Raw genomic sequence first — 16,369 nt, 5'->3', positions numbered from 1 at the left:
GTGTGATGCCTTCCGATCCGGTCAGGTGGCCTCCTACCCGGGCGAAGTGCCGGGGTGGGAGGCGGTGTTCCCGCGGCGATGGCCACGGAGTGTCCCCAGCGCATCCTAAGATTTCTCCTGTGGTGACCAATCGAGAGACCCCCGAACAGACAGCCCAGGCCGATGGCGGGCGCCCCCGACTGCTGCTTCTGGACGGCCATTCGATGGCCTTCCGTGCGTTCTTCGCGTTGCCGGTGGAGAACTTCGGTACCAGTACCGGGCAATCGACCAACGCCGTGTACGGGTTCGCCTCCATGTTGGTGAAGTTGATGCGTGATGAGGAGCCCACGCATGTCGCGGTGGCGTGGGACCTGTCGGGCCCCACCTTCCGGGACGAGGAGTACGACGGGTACAAGGGGGGCCGTTCGGAGACCCCGCCGGAGTTCCCGTCCCAGGTGCCGTTGACGCAGGACCTGATGCGGCTGATCGGTGTGGCCAACCTGTCGGCGCCCGGGTTCGAGGCCGACGACGTGATCGCCACGCTCGCCCATCAGGGCGGCGAGGCGGGCATGGAGGTGTTGATCGCCTCGGGGGACCGGGACGCCTTCCAACTGATCACCGAGAACTGCACGGTGCTGTACCCGGGTAAGAGCCTGTCGGACCTGCGTCGGATGAACCCGGAGGCGGTACAGGACAAGTACGGGGTCTCACCCGAGCGCTACCGGGACCTGGCGGCGTTGGTGGGGGAGAAGGCCGACAACCTTCCGGGAGTACCCGGGGTGGGGCCCAAGACCGCCGCGAAGTGGATCAGTAAGTTCGGGTCCCTGGAGGACTTGGTGGAGCGGGCCGACGAGGTCACCGGCAAGGCCGGGCAGAACTTCCGCGACCACGTGGCCGACGTGCTGCGCAACCAGCGACTCAACAAGCTGGTCACCGATGTGCCGCTGGACGTCGAGGTGGGCGCACTGGGGCTGGGTGAGACGGACCGGGCCGGTGTCGACGCGCTCTTCGACAACCTGGAGTTCGCCTCCAACCTGCGTGATCGCCTGTACTCGGTGGTGCGCACCGCCGAGTCGGCTGAGGGCGCGGACATCGAGGGCGCCGGTGAGGGCTTCGAGGTCGAGGTGACCGTCGCCGGTACCGGCGAGGTGGCGGCTTGGCTCACCGAGCACGCCGCCGTCGACGATGTGACCGCCCAGGCCCCGGCCGGGTTGGCCTTGGAGGGCACCTGGGGCCGGGGGACCGGTCGGGTGGACGCGCTGTCGGTGACCGTGGCCGGTGGGGCCTCTCTGTACGTGGACCCCACTCTGCTGGACGCGGCCGACACCGAGGCGCTCGGGGCGTTCCTCGCCGACGCCGACCGCCCCAAGGTGGTGCACGAGTACAAGGGCGCCCTGCTGGCCCTGGGCGCGCACGGGTGGTCTCTGGGCGGGGTGGTGAGCGACACCGCGCTGGCCGCCTACCTGGCCCAGCCCGGTCAGCGCCGGTTCGACCTGAGCGACCTGACCCGCAAGTACCTGGGGCGGGAGCTGGAGGAGGACACCGACGGTGACCAGCTGGCCCTGGACCTGAACGATGAGGGCGAGGGCGTCGGGCGTGGCCGTGTGCTGTCGGTGCGTGCCGCGGCCACCCGGGACCTGGCGGTGGTGCTCGCCGCGGAGCTGGACAAGCGCGGCGGGGCGCACCTGCTGCGCGAGGTGGAGCTGCCGTTGGTGGACGTGCTGGCGCGGATGGAGCGGGCCGGGATCGCCGCGGACCGTCCCTACCTGGAGGAGTTGCAGGGAGAGTTCGCCTCGGCGGGGCGCGCCGCGATGGAGCGGGCGCACGAGATCGTGGGCCGTGAGTTCAACCTGGGTTCGCCCAAGCAGTTGCAGCAGGTGCTGTTCGAGGACCTGGAACTGCCGAAGACGAAGAAGATCAAGACCGGGTACACCACCGACGCCGACGCGCTGGCGTGGCTGGCCACACAGACCGACAACGAGCTGCCGGGGGTGCTGTTGCACCACCGGGACCAGACCAAGTTGCGCACCACGGTCGAGGGTCTGATCAAGACCGTGGCCGACGACGACCGCATCCACACCACGTTCAACCAGATGGTGGCGGCGACCGGGCGGCTCAGCTCCACCGATCCCAACCTGCAGAACATCCCGGTGCGTACGGACGTGGGCCGGCGGATCCGGCGGGCGTTCGTGGTCGGCGGAGGCTACGAGGAGCTGTTGACCGCCGACTACAGCCAGATCGAGCTGCGGATCATGGCGCACCTGTCCGGGGAGCAGGCGCTGATCGACGCGTTCGACAGCGGTTACGACTTCCACGCGCAGATGGCGTCGCAGGTGTTCGACATCGCGGTGGAAGAGGTCGACGGTGAGGCGCGTTCCAAGATCAAGGCGATGAGCTACGGGTTGGCCTACGGGTTGAGCGCCTATGGGCTGTCCCAGCAGTTGGGGATCGCTCCGGACGAGGCCAAGAGGCTGATGGACGACTACTTCGCCAGTTTCGGTGGGGTGCGCGACTACCTGAACGAGGTGGTGGATCAGGCCCGCAAGGTCGGCTACACGGAGACGATCATGGGCCGGCGCCGGTACCTGCCGGACCTGACCAGCGACAACCGCCAGCGTCGGGAGATGGCCGAGCGGATGGCGTTGAACGCGCCCATCCAGGGTTCGGCGGCCGACATCATCAAGGTGGCGATGTTGCAGGTGGACGCGGCGCTCACCGAGGGAGGGTACGACTCCCGTGTGCTGTTGCAGGTGCACGACGAACTCGTGGTGGAGATCGCCCCGGGTGAGCGCGAGGCGGTGGAAAACCTCGTGACGCACGAGATGGGCTCGGCTTATGATCTGCGTGTTCCGATGGGTGTTTCGGTCGGAAACGGACAGAACTGGCATGACGCCGCGCATTAGGGCGTGGCGATGGAGGGGATGAGAACGGTGACGGGGCAGGACGAGACCACGAGAGGTCTGGCCGTAGGGCCCGTGACCGTTCCATCCGACGCGTTGACGTGGCGGTTCTCCCGATCCTCGGGACCGGGAGGACAGCACGTCAACACCTCCGATACCCGGGTGTCGTTGTCGCTGGACGTCGCGTCCTGTCGGGCACTGGGGGAGACCCGGCGGGACCGGGCGTTGGAGCGTTTGCAGGGGCGGCTGGTGGCGGGGGTGCTGACGGTGTCGGCGCAGACCCACCGGTCGCAGGTGCGCAACCGGCTGGAGGCCCGGGAGAAACTGGCGGCGGTCCTGGCGGAGGCGATCGAGCCTCCGCCACCGGAGCGGCGCAGGCGCAAGACCTCCAAGGGCGCCAAACGGCGTCGAGTGGACGCCAAACGACGACGGGGCGAGGTCAAACGGGCACGTTCACGGCCTCCGATGGAGTGATTTCCCGCTCATCCCGGACCGGTGCGCGAGCGCATGGCGGCCAGGAGGTTACGTGCCGGTAAGCACCGTCGGACATGCGACGTCGTCCGGTTGATCTTGACCGGTGTGCTCGGGTAGGTTGCCGCCAATATGCCCTTCGTCGGGTTGGCGGTCCCGGGTTCCGATTGACCAGGACGCCCTTGTCTCATATTCTGGCCAGAGTGCTGTGGGTTTCGTGCGTGCCGTCTGTCGTCCCCGTTGGGGGCGAAGGGTTGCACCGCATCGGTCACCACTCTGGACCAGGTAGTCGGCGGTCACGGACGGCTCGTTCCGTACATGTGGCCCTGTTCTCCCACATCTGGACGACGGATCGAACAGCCCGAACCCCGCGGCGTGCCCATCTACTGAACCTGTCCGTATCCGGAGTCCACCCACAAATGACGAGCAGCACCGAGGCCACCTCGACACCCCAGGTAGCGGTCAACGACATCGGGTCCGAGGAAGCCTTCCTCGCGGCGATCGACGAGACCATCAAGTACTTCAACGACGGTGACATTGTCGAGGGCACCATCGTGAAGGTCGATCGAGACGAGGTCTTGCTCGACATCGGCTACAAGACCGAGGGTGTCATCCCCTCTCGGGAACTGTCGATCAAGCACGACGTCGACCCCGGTGAAGTAGTTGCCGTCGGCGACCAGGTCGAAGCCCTCGTTCTCCAGAAGGAGGACAAGGAAGGCCGTCTGATCCTGTCCAAGAAGCGCGCTCAGTACGAGCGGGCCTGGGGCACGATCGAGAAGATCAAGGAAGAGGACGGCGTCGTCACCGGCACCGTCATCGAGGTCGTCAAGGGTGGTCTCATCCTCGACATCGGCCTCCGCGGCTTCCTGCCGGCCTCCCTGGTCGAGATGCGCCGAGTCCGTGACCTCCAGCCCTACGTGGGCCGTGAGCTCGAAGCCAAGATCATCGAGCTGGACAAGAACCGCAACAACGTGGTCCTGTCCCGCCGTGCCTGGCTTGAGCAGACTCAGTCCGAGGTTCGCCAGACGTTCCTCAACACCCTGCAGAAGGGCCAGATCCGCAAGGGCGTCGTCTCTTCGATCGTCAACTTCGGTGCCTTCGTGGACCTGGGCGGCGTCGACGGTCTGGTTCACGTCTCCGAGCTTTCCTGGAAGCACATCGACCACCCGAGCGAGGTTGTCGAGGTCGGCCAGGAGGTCACCGTCGAGGTTCTCGACGTGGACATGGAGCGCGAGCGCGTCTCCCTGTCGCTCAAGGCGACCCAGGAAGACCCGTGGCAGCAGTTCGCCCGGACCCACCAGATCGGCCAGGTCGTTCCCGGCAAGGTCACCAAGCTGGTTCCGTTCGGTGCGTTCGTGCGTGTCGAAGAGGGCATCGAGGGCCTGGTCCACATCTCCGAGCTGGCCGAGCGCCACGTGGAGGTGCCCGAGCAGGTCGTTCAGGTCGGTACCGAGATCTTCGTCAAGATCATCGACATCGACCTGGAGCGTCGTCGCATCAGCCTCTCGCTGAAGCAGGCCAACGAGGCCGTCTCGCCCGACCAGGTGGACTTCGACCCCACCCTGTACGGCATGGCCGCGGACTACGACGAGCAGGGGAACTACAAGTACCCCGAGGGCTTCGACTCCGAGTCCGGCGAATGGCTTGAGGGCTTCGAGGCTCAGCGGGACGACTGGGAGCGCAGCTACGCCGAGGCGCAGGCTCGCTTCGAGGCTCACCGCAAGCAGGTCGAGGAGGCGCTCGCGGCCGAGGCCGACGCCGCCAACGCTCCTGCTCCGGAGGAAGAGGAGGAGTACACCGACGGCGACAGTGCCCCGAGCACCGGTTCCGCCGGCACCTCCGACTCCAGCAGCGGTGCCCTGGCCTCCGACGAGGCCCTGGCCGCTCTGCGCGAGAAGCTCGCGGGCGGCGAGGCCTAGGCCTCTTCCGCCGGGCTTCTGCCCGAGTGACGGTTGTTCGAGGGGCCGTCCCCACTTCGTGGGGGCGGCCCCTCGCCGTGTCCGAGGAGGCGATTTTGTTCGACATCCACCCGGTCACCGTGGCGGACGCGGGGGAGCTGTTCACCCTTCAGCGTGCCGCCTACGTCGACGAGGCACAGACCTACGGCGACCCGTTCATCCTGCCGCTCACCGAGGGGCTGTCCCGGATCGAGGGACTGTTGGCCTCGGGCGACGCCTTGGTGCTCAAGGCGGTGGTGGGGCACCGCCTGGTGGGTGCGGTGCGCGCGGTGACCACCGACACGACCGGGATCGTGAGCCGGCTGGTCGTGGCCCCCGACGTTCGCGGGCGCGGGATCGCCCGGGCGTTGATGGAGCGGCTGGAGGAGGACCTGCGGAGCCGTCGCCCGGGGTTGGCGGCGTTGACCTTGTTCGCGGGGGCGCAGAACACCACCGAGCAGCGTCTGTACCGGAGGCTGGGGTTCGCCGAGACACACCGGGAGCGCGTCGCCGACCACCGGGTGATGGTGCACATGCGCAAGGAATTGGAGCAGGTGACGGCGGGGTCGGTGTGACGACGGCGCGGTTCGACCTCTAGGGTTTGGCGCATGCTGAAAGTGGGACTCACCGGCGGGATCGGTTCGGGCAAGAGCGCGGTCTCGGCCGCGTTGGCCGGCTACGGGGCGGTGGTCGTCGACGCCGACGCCATCGCCCGCGAGGTGGTGGAACCGGGAACGCCCGGGCTGTCCGAGATCATCGCCGAGTTCGGGGAAGGGGTGCTCACCCCCGACGGTCGTCTGGACCGACCCAGGCTGGGTGAGCTGGTGTTCGCCGACGAGGCCCGGCTGGCCAGACTCAACGCCATCGTCCACCCGAAGGTCGGCGAGCGCAGCGGCCGGTTGATGGAGGAGGCCGTGGCCTCCGACGCCGAGGTCGTGGTCTACGACGTCCCGCTGCTGGTGGAGAACGGTCTGGAGTCCCTCTACGACGTGGTGGTCGTGGTCGACACCCCCGACGAGGTGCGGGTGGAGCGGGTGTCCGGTGACCGCGGTATGCCGCGTGAGCAGGTGCGGGCACGCATGGCCGCCCAAGCCGACCGTGAGACGCGCCTGGCCGCCGCCGACTTCGTCGTGGACAACTCCGGAACCCGCGAGGACCTGTCCGACCGTGTCGCCGAACTGTGGCGTGAGCTCCTGGAACGCGCGCCCTGACTCAGGTAGGGATCACTGCCAGAGCGCGGCGACCAGGACGTTCACGGTCGCCAGTCCTCCCGCGGTGTGGAACAGGGGCTTGACCCTGCCTTCGCGGCTCCGAGCGCGTGCGGCCAGGAGGGCCGTGACGAGCACGGTGACCCCGATACCGAGCTTCACGGCGATCTTGACGTGGTTCACCTCGGTGCCCGTCGCGTAGCCGACGCCGACCATTGCCATGCCGGTGGCGACCTGGACGATCGCTCCTCCGAGCATGAGGCCGGTGGCGAAGCCGGTGCTTCGGCGCATCTGCACGAAGAACGTGCCGACGATCGCGGCCATGCCGAACAGGTGAGCGGTCAGGAGACACGACTGGATGATTTCGAGCATGGACACGAGTTCCGTTCGGTAGAGAGGGGCGGGGCCGAAAACCGGGGCCGGCGCGTTGGCCATCCCCCCACCTTCAGGCATGCTGAAGGATAACAGTGCGCCGCTCATCGGAGACGACCGGGGTTTCCCCTGGAGGAGAATGAGGCCATGGCGGACGAAGAAGTGTGGCCCGGCGCCCCTGTGACGAGCACGTCGGTGCTGCTGCTCACACTGGCCCGGACGATCGAGTCGGAGCTGAGCGATGCCCTCTCGGAACTCGGGCTGACGGTGGGTCGGCTCGGGCTGCTCGGGCACATCGCGGGTGTTCCGGGCGCTTCGTTCAGTGACCTGGCCCGGATGTCGGGCATCACGGTCCAGAGCACGCACACCGCGGTGAAGGCGCTCAAGACCGCCGGCCTGGTACAGGACGACACGGCCCGTGCCGGTGCCGCGTCCAGGATCACGCTCACCGACGAGGGGCGGCGGGTCCTGGGCGAGGCGATGAAAGCGGTCGGTAGCGTCGACGAACAGCTGTTCGGTGCCGGCGCCGATCCGATTCAACGACGGATCGGCGAGACCGTGCAGGCGGCCTTCCGGGCCGCGTGACCTCTAGGCTTCGGGGTCCTTGTCCAGGGCGTCGGACAGCGTGGTGCCGGCCGTCACGGCTTCGCGGACCAGTTCCTCCCGCACGCTGTGCGCGGCGCGCACGCTCAGCAGGCTGGAGTCGAGTTCCTCGGTGGGGGCGGGGTCCTGCCCGGAGGTGAGAGCCAGGTCGGCGTAGTCGGCGGCCCGGTCGGCGATCTCCTGGCACTGTTCCCATTCGTGGTGGGCGATGACGGCGGCGTGGACGCGTTCGCCGTAGGCGGCGAGTTCGTCGACCCGGTGCGAGAGCGCCCTGTGGGCGCGGGCGACGGCCTCGTTCTGTGGAGCCAGGGCGCGGGTGACCTGGTCAGAGACGGCGTCCTTGCGTCGTTGGACGAGTTCGCGGCGCAGGGAGCGCAGCCGGAGCAGCTCCTGGGACAGCCGCCACTCCTCCTGGCGTAACAGGGGCAGGGTGTGGGAGGCGTCGAAGGAATGGCCGAGGACGTGGCGACCCTCCTCGACCCGGTCGGTGGCCTGTTGCAGGCGCGCGAACAGGTGCGACTCGGGTTCCTCCCGGCGGGTGGCGAAGGAGGAGGGACGACCGAAGTCCTCGGGCAGCACGTACGAGTCGTGGTGTTCGGCGGCCAGGCGGGCATGCATGCCCGGGCGCATGATGGCGGCGCTGCCTGCCGCGCCGGCGGTGAGGTAGAGCGCGGCCAGGGCCGGGTCGCCCGGCAGGGCGGTGCCCAGCACCTCGGAGGCGATCCAGTGCGCGCCGAGGACCCCGGCGAGCGAGGTGGGCAGCGCCCAGAACGCGTGCATGATCAGGTCGGGCCAGTCGTCGGTGATGCTGCCCCGACGGGAGACCAGTCCGAGTAGGAGGATGGTCCCGCCCAGACACAACAGGAGCGTCAGGGGGACGAGGAGGGAGTCCACGAGGAGGGCGAGGGCGGCGGCGGAGGTGCCTCCCAGGAGCAGGCCCAGGGCGCTCTCACGCCAGGTGGGGCGGCGCGGCGGACCCTTGGCGGCGGGGATGAGCCGGTCGGTGTGGGCGCGCAGCCGTTCGATGGTCCTGTCGGGGAGTGCCGGATCGAAAGTGGGTCTGGAGGGGTGGGACACGGCGCGTACCTCACTTTTCGGGGCACTTATCGCTCTCTTGATGGTAACTCGGCGGTTCCGTTCGGCCAGGGATGTCCGAGGCCGTCTGTAGCGTTGGGATGAGGGGACGGAAGGTCGATCCGTGGTTCGACGGGAGATTGAGGGCTAGTGAGACCGGTCAGCGACATCAAACGCAGTGAGGCCCCGTTCGAGGTCGTCTCGGAGATGACCCCCGCGGGCGACCAGCCGCGCGCGATCGAGGAGATCAGTGAACGGGTACGGGACGGGCGGGAGCACACGGTGCTTCTGGGCGCGACCGGTACCGGTAAGACGGCGACGGTGGCGTGGACGGTGGAGCAGCTCCAGCGGCCCACTCTGGTGATGCAGCCGAACAAGACCCTGGCCGCGCAGTTCGCCAACGAGTTGCGGCAGATGATGCCGAACAACGCGATCGAGTACTTCGTCTCGTATTACGACTACTACCAACCCGAGGCCTACGTTCCGCAGAGCGACACCTACATCGAGAAGGACTCGTCGATCAACGACGAGGTGGAGCGGTTGCGGCATTCGGCGACCAACTCGTTGCTCACCCGGCGCGACACCATCGTGGTGGCGTCGGTGTCGTGCATCTACGGTCTGGGCACGCCGCAGGAGTACGTGGACCGGATGGCGCAGTTGGCGGTCGGCATGGAGGTCGACCGGGACGATCTGCTGCGCCGGCTGGTGGAGATGCAGTACTCGCGCAACGACACCGCCTTCACGCGGGGCACGTTCCGGGTGCGCGGGGACACCATCGAGATCATCCCGGTCTACGAGGAGCTGGCGATCCGCATCGAGATGTTCGGTGACGAGATCGAGCGGTTGATGACGCTGCACCCGCTCACCGGTGAGGTGTTGGGGGAGAGCGAGGAGATGTTCATCTTCCCCGCGTCGCACTACGTGGCCGGTGAGGAGCGGACCGAGCGCGCCATCGGCACGATCGAGACGGAGCTGGGGGAGCGCCTCGCCGAGTTGGAGGGGCAGGGCAAGCTGCTGGAGGCACAGCGGCTGCGCATGCGCACCACCCACGACCTGGAGATGATGCGCCAGCTGGGGACCTGTTCGGGGATCGAGAACTACTCGCGGCACTTCGACGATCGTGAGCCGGGCAGCGCCCCCAACACCTTGCTGGACTACTTCCCCGAGGACTTCCTGCTGGTCCTGGACGAGTCGCACGTGACGGTCCCGCAGATCGGTGCGATGTACGAGGGCGACGCGGCTCGCAAGCGCACCCTGGTGGACCACGGGTTCCGGTTGCCCTCGGCGATGGACAACCGGCCGTTGAGGTGGGAGGAGTTCACCGAGCGGATCGACCAGTCGGTGTACCTGTCGGCGACGCCGGGCAAGTACGAGCTGCGCCAGGGCGGTGGCGAGGTCGTCGAGCAGGTGATCCGTCCGACCGGGCTGGTGGACCCTCAGGTACTGGTCAAGGAGACCGAGGGGCAGATCGACGACCTGGTGCACGAGATCCGGGAGCGGGCCGAACGCTCCGAGCGGGTGCTGGTGACCACGTTGACCAAGAAGATGGCCGAGGACCTCACCGACTACTTCGCGGAGCTGGGGATCCGGGTCCGGTACCTGCACAGCGAGGTGGACACACTGCGGCGTGTGGAGCTGTTGCGCGAGCTGCGCGTGGGTGAGTTCGACGTGCTGGTCGGCATCAACCTGCTGCGTGAGGGGCTGGACCTGCCGGAGGTGTCGCTGGTGGCGATCCTGGACGCGGACAAGGAGGGTTTCCTGCGTTCGGAGACCTCGTTGATCCAGACCATCGGTCGTGCTGCTCGTAACGTGGCCGGTCAGGTGCACATGTACGCCGACAACGTGACCGACTCCATGCGTGCGGCGCTCGACGAGACCGACCGTCGTCGGGAGAAGCAGTTGGCGTACAACGCCGAGCACGGCATCGACCCGACCCCGCTGCGCAAGCAGATCGCGGACATCCTCGACACCCTCAACCGGGAGGACGTGGACACCGAGGAGCTCATGGCGACCGGGTACCGCCAGGGCGGCAAGTCCGCGAAGGCGCCGGTGCCCGCGTTGGGCGAGAAGGCCGATGTGGCGAACATGCCGCGGGCCGAACTGGCCGCTCTCGTCGAGCAGCTCGGTGAGCAGATGCACCAGGCCGCCATGGATCTGCATTTCGAGTTGGCGGCGAGGTTGCGCGATGAGATCGGTGAGTTGAAGCGTGAGCTTCGCGGCATGGACGCGGCCGGGGTGAAGTGACAACGCCTGTGCGGCCCGGAAATCCCACCTGATGTGTATCGAATCGGAAACGATCGCAGAACGCTTGGGTCGCGCAGTTACCTTCGCGTGACATAGTCTTGGGCCTTGCTCAAGAGGTATGTCGTGATTGCCGTTTTCTGGTGGGGGAGTTCCATGCTCGGTCGTGTGCTCAGAGGTATGGGGGGTGTGGTGCTGCTGGGCTCCCTACTGGCCGGGTGCGGCATGGGCCGGGCGGCCCCCGAGGAGACCGCCCCCTCGCCAGGAGCCGAGCAGGGCCAGGAGACCGCGACCGAACCCGAGGGCAATGTCATCGACGACGAGGTGATCCTGGTGGTCGACGACGAGGCCGACGTGCGCGGGGACTGCGATGAGCGGGAGGTCGTGGTCTCCGCCGACCGCGCCACCGTCGTCCTGGCCGGTGCCTGCGGGGTGGTGCGCGCCACGGGGCGGGGTTCCGTGGTCGAGGTCGGCAGCGCCGAGAAGATCGTGCTGGTGGGAGTGGACAACGAGATCACTTTCGCCGAAGGCGATCCCGAGGTGATCAACCAGGGGCGCAACACCACCGTCAACGCGGCGGGCGACACCGAGGACTGACCTTCGACGGGAGCCCCTGTGTCACGGGCGACTTCGTATCGATCGATACACCGACCCGCCACCGGAGAGTGACCTTCGATCCGTTACCGTGGACCCCGTCCTCCCGCGCGCGGTATGGGAGTACGAGAAGGACGGTTCCGGGGCGGGAGAGGCCGGATCGCCGCCCATTTCGTCGATTCCGTGTGCCGGTGCCGCGATGAGGCGGTACGGTCGTTCTGGTCCCTTATGACGCCGGTATGTCCGCGATGTGGCTACGACGACCGAGACGCGACGCGGCGCGAGGGCGACCGCGGATCGATCCGCGCCAGGATCGTGGGTGTTCACTTGGGAAGAACCCGCTAGGGGAGGGGTGGATGAGCGGTTATGTCGCACGGGTGCGACATGATGAGTCGCCCGGGGGCGACGTCGGACTCGACCCGTTGGTGCGTTCGGCCGTACAGCGATGGGCGGAATCCGACCCCCTGTTGCCCGAACCCGTGGGGTTCGCCCCTGATTCCTATCCACTTCTGACCGTCAGCGACGAGGACGGTCTCCCCGTCGCCGCCGGCAGCATGCACTACACCTGGTACCAGCCGGGGGAGGTCGGCCGGATCTGGGGCGTGCCCGACCAGCACTGGCTCACACCCATCGTCGGTGGGCCCGAGCCCGCCCGTGCCCTGGACTCACTGCTCACCAGTTGGCGCGACCAGCTGGAAGACCTGCCCACCGGTACCGGATCGGAGTCGGCGGCCCTGGTCAGCTGGCCCGCCCGCGACGTCAGCGGCATCATCCCGCTGCAACGTCACGGCCTCCAGCCCTACACCGTGCTCGCGGCCCGCCGGCGCCGACGCGGAGTGCCGCCGTCGTTGCCCCCGCGCGACGTGGCCATCCGGCTCGCCGACATCAGTGACCTGACCCAGGTGGTGGGCCTGCTGATGGAGGAGCACCGCTACGAACAGAACTTCGGTGGGGTGTTCCTCCAACCCGACACCGCCGAGCAGACCCGCAAGGTGGCGGCGCGTGCGCTGAACCGGTCGCGTTCGTGGATCTGGTTGGCCGAGCGTCGCGGCCGCGCCGTCGGTCTGCTGTGGGTCTCGCCACCCGAACGCTCCCGTTGGGCCAAGTCCTTGGTGAGGGCCCGCCCGATCGCCCACATCGGCTACGGGGTGGTGACCGCCGCCGAGCGCGGTCACGGAATCGGCACCGCTCTGGTCAGTCAGGCCCACCAAGCGCTGGACAGCCACGGGGTGGGTGTGTCGGTGCTCAACTACGCGGCGATGAATCCGCTGTCGGGGCCGTTCTGGCACCGCATGGGCTATCGCCCGGTGTGGACCACCTGGGAGGTCCGACCCGCCCTCGCCCTGCGCTGATCCGCGGGAAGGGCCGCACTCCGAGCCCCGGTGAGGGGGGTCACGTTCGTCCTCCCCTAGCCTGGGGGCGACGGACGCGACGGAGCGTGGAGAGGTGGACCTGATGACCGCGAACGACCGTGGGCCCGAGGGCGGCGAGCACGTGGAGATCATCGAGGTGGGGCCGCGAGACGGCCTGCAGAACGAGTCCACCGTGTTGTCGGTCGAGGACCGGATCGAGCTGATCGACCGGGCGGTCGCCGCCGGGGTGCGGCGGATCGAGGCCGTCAGCTTCGTCAACCCCAAGCGGGTGCCGCAGATGGCCGGGGCCGAGGAGATCATGGCCGGGGTCCGGCGGGAGCCGGGGGTGTCCTTCATCGGGTTGGCGCTCAATCGGCGCGGCCTGGACCGGGCCCTGTCGGCCGGGGTTTCGGAGGTCAACGTCGCGGTGCCGGCCACCGACGGGTTCTGTGTGCGCAACCAGGGGTGCACGGTCGAGGAGATGCTCGACGCCCTGGTCGACATGGACCAGGCCCTCCAGGGCACCGGGGTGCCGTTGAGCGTCACCGTCTCCACCGCCTTCGGCTGCCCCTTCGACGGCGAGGTCGCCCCCGAGCGGGTCGCCGAGGTGGTGCGCCGGATCGCCGAGACGAGCGCGGTGGAGATCGCGCTGGCCGACACCATCGGCGTGGGTGTCCCCGCCCAGGTCCGGGAACTACTGCGGCTGACCGCCGAGGCCGCGCCCGGGCGGACCCTGCGCTGTCACTTCCACAACACCCGTAACACCGGTTACGCCAACGCGCTGGCGGCGGTCGAGGAGGGTGTGCGGGTGCTGGACTCCAGCCTCGGCGGCTTCGGTGGGTGCCCCTTCGCCCCGGCCGCCACCGGCAACATCGGCACCGAGGACCTGCTCTACCTGCTGCACCGCAGTGGCCTGCGCACCGGGGTGAGCCTGTCGGAGGCCGCGGCCCTGGGTGACTGGATGGGAGAGCGGCTCGACAAGTCCCCGCCCGCCTACCTGGGTCGCGCCGGCAACTTTCCCACCTGATCGGTGTTGCCTTCGCCACCACTCCGGTGGTGGCGAAGCGCGAAAGTGCCGCCGCAGCGGTCTTTGGGGGAGAGCGTCCGGGTGGGTGCGGCGAACCGGGCGCGGTGGGGGTAGGTTGCCCGGTGTGGGCGAACGGGGGGCCTGTTATTCTGGTGCCCCGTGGAGTCCGACGTGTTGGAACGGCATGGCCGCCGCTCGGACCCGGACCGCCGCACGGCCGCTCGGCTCGTTTGAGCCCGCCGTAGCCACTCACACCACGGGAGCAACACTTTGGCATCCGCCGCGAGTACCAAGCACCTTTTCGTTACTGGCGGCGTCGCCTCCAGTCTTGGTAAGGGCCTCACCGCCTCCAGCCTGGGTCGACTCCTGAAGTCGCGAGGCCTGCGGGTCACCATGCAGAAGCTGGACCCCTACCTCAACGTCGACCCGGGGACGATGAACCCCTTCCAGCACGGCGAGGTCTTCGTCACCGACGACGGTGCCGAGACCGACCTGGACGTTGGCCACTACGAGCGTTTCCTGGACGTGGAGCTGTCCGCGTCCGCCAACGTCACCACCGGTCAGATCTACTCCAGCGTCATCGCCAAGGAACGGCAGGGCGCCTACCTCGGTGACACCGTGCAGGTCATCCCGCACATCACCAACGAGATCAAGTCGCGCATCTACGCGATGGACGCACCCGACGTCGACATCGTCATCACCGAGATCGGTGGCACGGTCGGCGACATCGAGTCGCAGCCCTTCCTCGAAGCGGTCCGTCAGATCCGCCACGAGATCGGCCGGGAGAACTGCTTCTTCCTGCACGTGTCCCTCATCCCGTTCCTGGGCCCCGCCGGCGAGATGAAGACCAAGCCGACCCAGCACTCGGTCGCGGCGCTGCGCAGCATCGGTATCCAGCCCGACGCCATCGTGTGCCGTTCGGACCGGCCCATCACCCAGAGCCTCAAGGCCAAGATCAGCCTCATGTGCGACGTGGACGAGGCCGGTGTGGTCTCCACCCCCGACGCCCCCTCCATCTACGACATTCCCAAGGTGCTGCACCGCGAGGGCCTGGACGCCTACGTCGTGCGCCGCCTGGGCATGCCCTTCCGGGACGTGGACTGGACGGAGTGGGACGAACTGCTGCGCCGCGTCCACCAGCCCGACCACGAGGTCACCGTCGCCATGGTGGGCAAGTACATCGACCTGCCCGACGCCTACCTGTCGGTCAGCGAGGCGCTGCGCGCCGGTGGTTTCGCCACCGACACCCGGGTGAACATCCGCTGGGTCGCGAGCGACAACTGCGCCAGCCCCTCGGGTGCGGCGGCCGAGCTCGACGGAGCCGACGGCGTCCTCATCCCCGGCGGTTTCGGGGTGCGCGGCATCGAGGGCAAGCTCGGCGCCATCCGCTACGCCCGTGAGAACGGGATCCCGCTGCTGGGCATCTGCCTGGGCCTGCAGGGCATGGTCATCGAGTTCGCCCGCAACGTGCTCGGGCTGGAGGGCGCCAACAGCCTGGAGTTCGACGACAAGGCCGTCGACCCGGTCATCGCCACCATGGCGGACCAGGAGGACGTGGTCGCCGGTGACCGTGACATGGGCGGCACGATGCGGCTGGGCCTGTACCCGGCCGCCTTGGGCGAGGGCACCCTGGCCCGTGACCTGTACGAGGGGCAGGCGCAGGTCTCCGAGCGTCACCGTCACCGGTTCGAGGTCAACAACTCCTACCGGCCCAAGCTGGAGGAGGCGGGCCTGGTGTTCTCCGGACTCTCCCCTGATGGCAAGCTGGTGGAGTACGTGGAACTGCCCCGGGACGTCCACCCGTTCTTCATCGCGACGCAGGCGCACCCGGAGCTGCGGTCCCGCCCGACCAACGCCAATCCGCTCTTCCGCGGGCTGATCTCCGCCGCGCTGGAGTACAAGGAGTCCTGAGGCGGTCGGTCGGTGGGGCCCGAGCCGTGAGAGGGGCCGAATGACCGACCGGGTCGCAGAAGAGACGACGGGGGCGTACGCGAGGGTCGCGGACGCCCCCGAGTCGTGGCCGGTGGAACGCTCCGAGGAGCGATTCCGCGGAGCCAAGTGCGGGATGCGCACGGACTGGGTGGAGATGCCCGGCGCCAACGGTGAGGGACGTACCGTGGCGGCCCGCGACTACATGGACCATCCGGGTGCGGCGGCGATCCTGGCCCTGGACGAGCGTGGTCGGGTGCTGTTGCAGCGCCAGTACCGGCATGCCGTCGGACACACCCTGTGGGAGCTGCCCGCCGGTGTGCTGGACGTGGCTGGGGAGGGGCCGCTGGCCACCGCCCGCCGTGAGCTGGTGGAGGAGGCGGGCCTGCGTGCCGCCACCTGGCACCGGTTGCCGGACTTCTTCCCCAGCACCGGGTTCTCCAACGAACGCATCCATCTCTTCCTCGCCCGGGACCTGTCCGAGGTGCCAGAGGAGGAGATCGACTTCGTGCGCGAGCACGAGGAGACCGACCTGGCCGCCGAGTGGCTGCCGTTGGAGGAGGCGGTGCGCGCCGTGCTCTCCGGACGGCTGCACAACGGTGCGACGGTCATCGGGATCCTCGCGGCGCACGCGGCGGCGGGTGACGGGTTCGCGTCGCTGCCCGTGGCCGGCGAGCACTGA

General features: G+C 68.4%; 14 protein-coding genes. 12 read left to right on the top strand and 2 right to left on the bottom strand.

Annotation, left to right across the window (positions count from 1 at the left end; translation table 11 throughout):
• Nucleotides 1-119: 119 nt before the first annotated feature.
• The 5 genes from polA (at nucleotide 120) to coaE (ending at nucleotide 6,498) form a co-directional block, all read left to right on the top strand.
• A complete protein-coding gene (gene polA, locus BQ8420_RS06800; RefSeq protein WP_087096967.1) occupies nucleotides 120-2,882 on the top strand; it encodes a DNA polymerase I in 2,763 nt (920 codons plus the stop codon).
• 18 nt (nucleotides 2,883-2,900) lie between these two features.
• Nucleotides 2,901-3,353, top strand: coding sequence for an alternative ribosome rescue aminoacyl-tRNA hydrolase ArfB (gene arfB, locus BQ8420_RS06795; protein ID WP_369825477.1), 453 nt, complete (start codon nucleotides 2,901-2,903; stop codon nucleotides 3,351-3,353).
• A 416-nt stretch (nucleotides 3,354-3,769) separates the two neighbouring features.
• Nucleotides 3,770-5,269: a 30S ribosomal protein S1 gene (gene rpsA, locus BQ8420_RS06790; protein ID WP_087096965.1), complete on the top strand. Its 1,500-nt coding sequence runs from the start codon at nucleotides 3,770-3,772 to the stop codon at nucleotides 5,267-5,269.
• A gap of 95 nt (nucleotides 5,270-5,364) precedes the next feature.
• Nucleotides 5,365-5,862, top strand: a complete 498-nt coding sequence (locus BQ8420_RS06785; RefSeq protein ID WP_087096964.1) for a GNAT family N-acetyltransferase — start codon at nucleotides 5,365-5,367, stop codon at nucleotides 5,860-5,862.
• Nucleotides 5,863-5,895: 33 nt separating this feature from the next.
• Nucleotides 5,896-6,498 carry a dephospho-CoA kinase gene (gene coaE, locus BQ8420_RS06780; RefSeq protein ID WP_087096963.1) on the top strand — a complete coding sequence of 201 codons (603 nt, stop codon included), beginning with the start codon at nucleotides 5,896-5,898 and terminating at the stop codon, nucleotides 6,496-6,498.
• A 12-nt stretch (nucleotides 6,499-6,510) separates the two neighbouring features.
• Here coaE and BQ8420_RS06775 read toward each other — a convergent pair whose 3' ends face one another.
• On the bottom strand, nucleotides 6,511-6,930 hold the full coding sequence (locus BQ8420_RS06775) for a hypothetical protein (RefSeq protein ID WP_087096962.1): 420 nt from the start codon (nucleotides 6,928-6,930) through the stop codon (nucleotides 6,511-6,513).
• A gap of 84 nt (nucleotides 6,931-7,014) precedes the next feature.
• Between BQ8420_RS06775 and BQ8420_RS06770 the strand changes: the two genes are divergently transcribed.
• Nucleotides 7,015-7,452, top strand: a complete 438-nt coding sequence (locus tag BQ8420_RS06770) for a MarR family winged helix-turn-helix transcriptional regulator (protein ID WP_087096961.1) — start codon at nucleotides 7,015-7,017, stop codon at nucleotides 7,450-7,452.
• Between the two features lie 3 nt (nucleotides 7,453-7,455).
• Here the strand turns inward: BQ8420_RS06770 and BQ8420_RS06765 are convergent, their stop codons facing one another.
• Entirely contained in the window at nucleotides 7,456-8,547 is a 1,092-nt protein-coding gene (locus tag BQ8420_RS06765; RefSeq protein WP_087096960.1) for a hypothetical protein, read from the bottom strand.
• Nucleotides 8,548-8,694: 147 nt separating this feature from the next.
• On the opposite strand from BQ8420_RS06765, the gene uvrB reads away from it, so the two are divergent.
• The 6 genes from uvrB (at nucleotide 8,695) to BQ8420_RS06735 (ending at nucleotide 16,369) form a co-directional block, all read left to right on the top strand.
• Complete coding sequence (gene uvrB / locus BQ8420_RS06760; protein WP_087096959.1) at nucleotides 8,695-10,788, top strand: excinuclease ABC subunit UvrB; 2,094 nt, start codon at nucleotides 8,695-8,697, stop codon at nucleotides 10,786-10,788.
• A 165-nt stretch (nucleotides 10,789-10,953) separates the two neighbouring features.
• Nucleotides 10,954-11,382, top strand: coding sequence for a DUF3060 domain-containing protein (locus BQ8420_RS06755; RefSeq protein WP_369825476.1), 429 nt, complete (start codon nucleotides 10,954-10,956; stop codon nucleotides 11,380-11,382).
• A 353-nt stretch (nucleotides 11,383-11,735) separates the two neighbouring features.
• Nucleotides 11,736-12,731: a GNAT family N-acetyltransferase gene (locus tag BQ8420_RS06750; RefSeq protein ID WP_087096957.1), complete on the top strand. Its 996-nt coding sequence runs from the start codon at nucleotides 11,736-11,738 to the stop codon at nucleotides 12,729-12,731.
• A 103-nt stretch (nucleotides 12,732-12,834) separates the two neighbouring features.
• The gene (locus BQ8420_RS06745; RefSeq protein ID WP_087096979.1) at nucleotides 12,835-13,758 is read left to right on the top strand and encodes a hydroxymethylglutaryl-CoA lyase; all 924 of its coding nucleotides are present in this window, start codon (nucleotides 12,835-12,837) and stop codon (nucleotides 13,756-13,758) included.
• A 270-nt stretch (nucleotides 13,759-14,028) separates the two neighbouring features.
• Nucleotides 14,029-15,669, top strand: coding sequence for a CTP synthase (locus tag BQ8420_RS06740; RefSeq protein WP_087096956.1), 1,641 nt, complete (start codon nucleotides 14,029-14,031; stop codon nucleotides 15,667-15,669).
• Between the two features lie 40 nt (nucleotides 15,670-15,709).
• A complete protein-coding gene (locus BQ8420_RS06735; RefSeq protein WP_087096955.1) occupies nucleotides 15,710-16,369 on the top strand; it encodes an NUDIX hydrolase in 660 nt (219 codons plus the stop codon).

It is taken from the genome of Nocardiopsis sp. JB363 (genome assembly GCF_900143625.1).
Lineage (GTDB): Bacteria > Actinomycetota > Actinomycetes > Streptosporangiales > Streptosporangiaceae > Nocardiopsis.
The sequence above is the reverse complement of the archived record's forward strand: the minus strand, read 5'-3'. Positions and strand labels throughout refer to the sequence as shown.

Bases quoted from the DNA above. Each gene is read 5' to 3' on its own strand.
- BQ8420_RS06745 (WP_087096979.1), top strand. From the start codon at position 12,835: ATGACCGCGAACGACCGTGGGCCCGAGGGCGGCGAGCACGTGGAGATC.
- BQ8420_RS06770 (WP_087096961.1), top strand. From the start codon at position 7,015: ATGGCGGACGAAGAAGTGTGGCCCGGCGCCCCTGTGACGAGCACGTCG.
- BQ8420_RS06735 (WP_087096955.1), top strand. From the start codon at position 15,710: ATGACCGACCGGGTCGCAGAAGAGACGACGGGGGCGTACGCGAGGGTC.
- rpsA (WP_087096965.1), top strand. From the start codon at position 3,770: ATGACGAGCAGCACCGAGGCCACCTCGACACCCCAGGTAGCGGTCAAC.
- BQ8420_RS06775 (WP_087096962.1), bottom strand. From the start codon at position 6,930: ATGGCCAACGCGCCGGCCCCGGTTTTCGGCCCCGCCCCTCTCTACCGA.
- BQ8420_RS06750 (WP_087096957.1), top strand. From the start codon at position 11,736: ATGAGCGGTTATGTCGCACGGGTGCGACATGATGAGTCGCCCGGGGGC.
- coaE (WP_087096963.1), top strand. From the start codon at position 5,896: ATGCTGAAAGTGGGACTCACCGGCGGGATCGGTTCGGGCAAGAGCGCG.
- arfB (WP_369825477.1), top strand. From the start codon at position 2,901: ATGAGAACGGTGACGGGGCAGGACGAGACCACGAGAGGTCTGGCCGTA.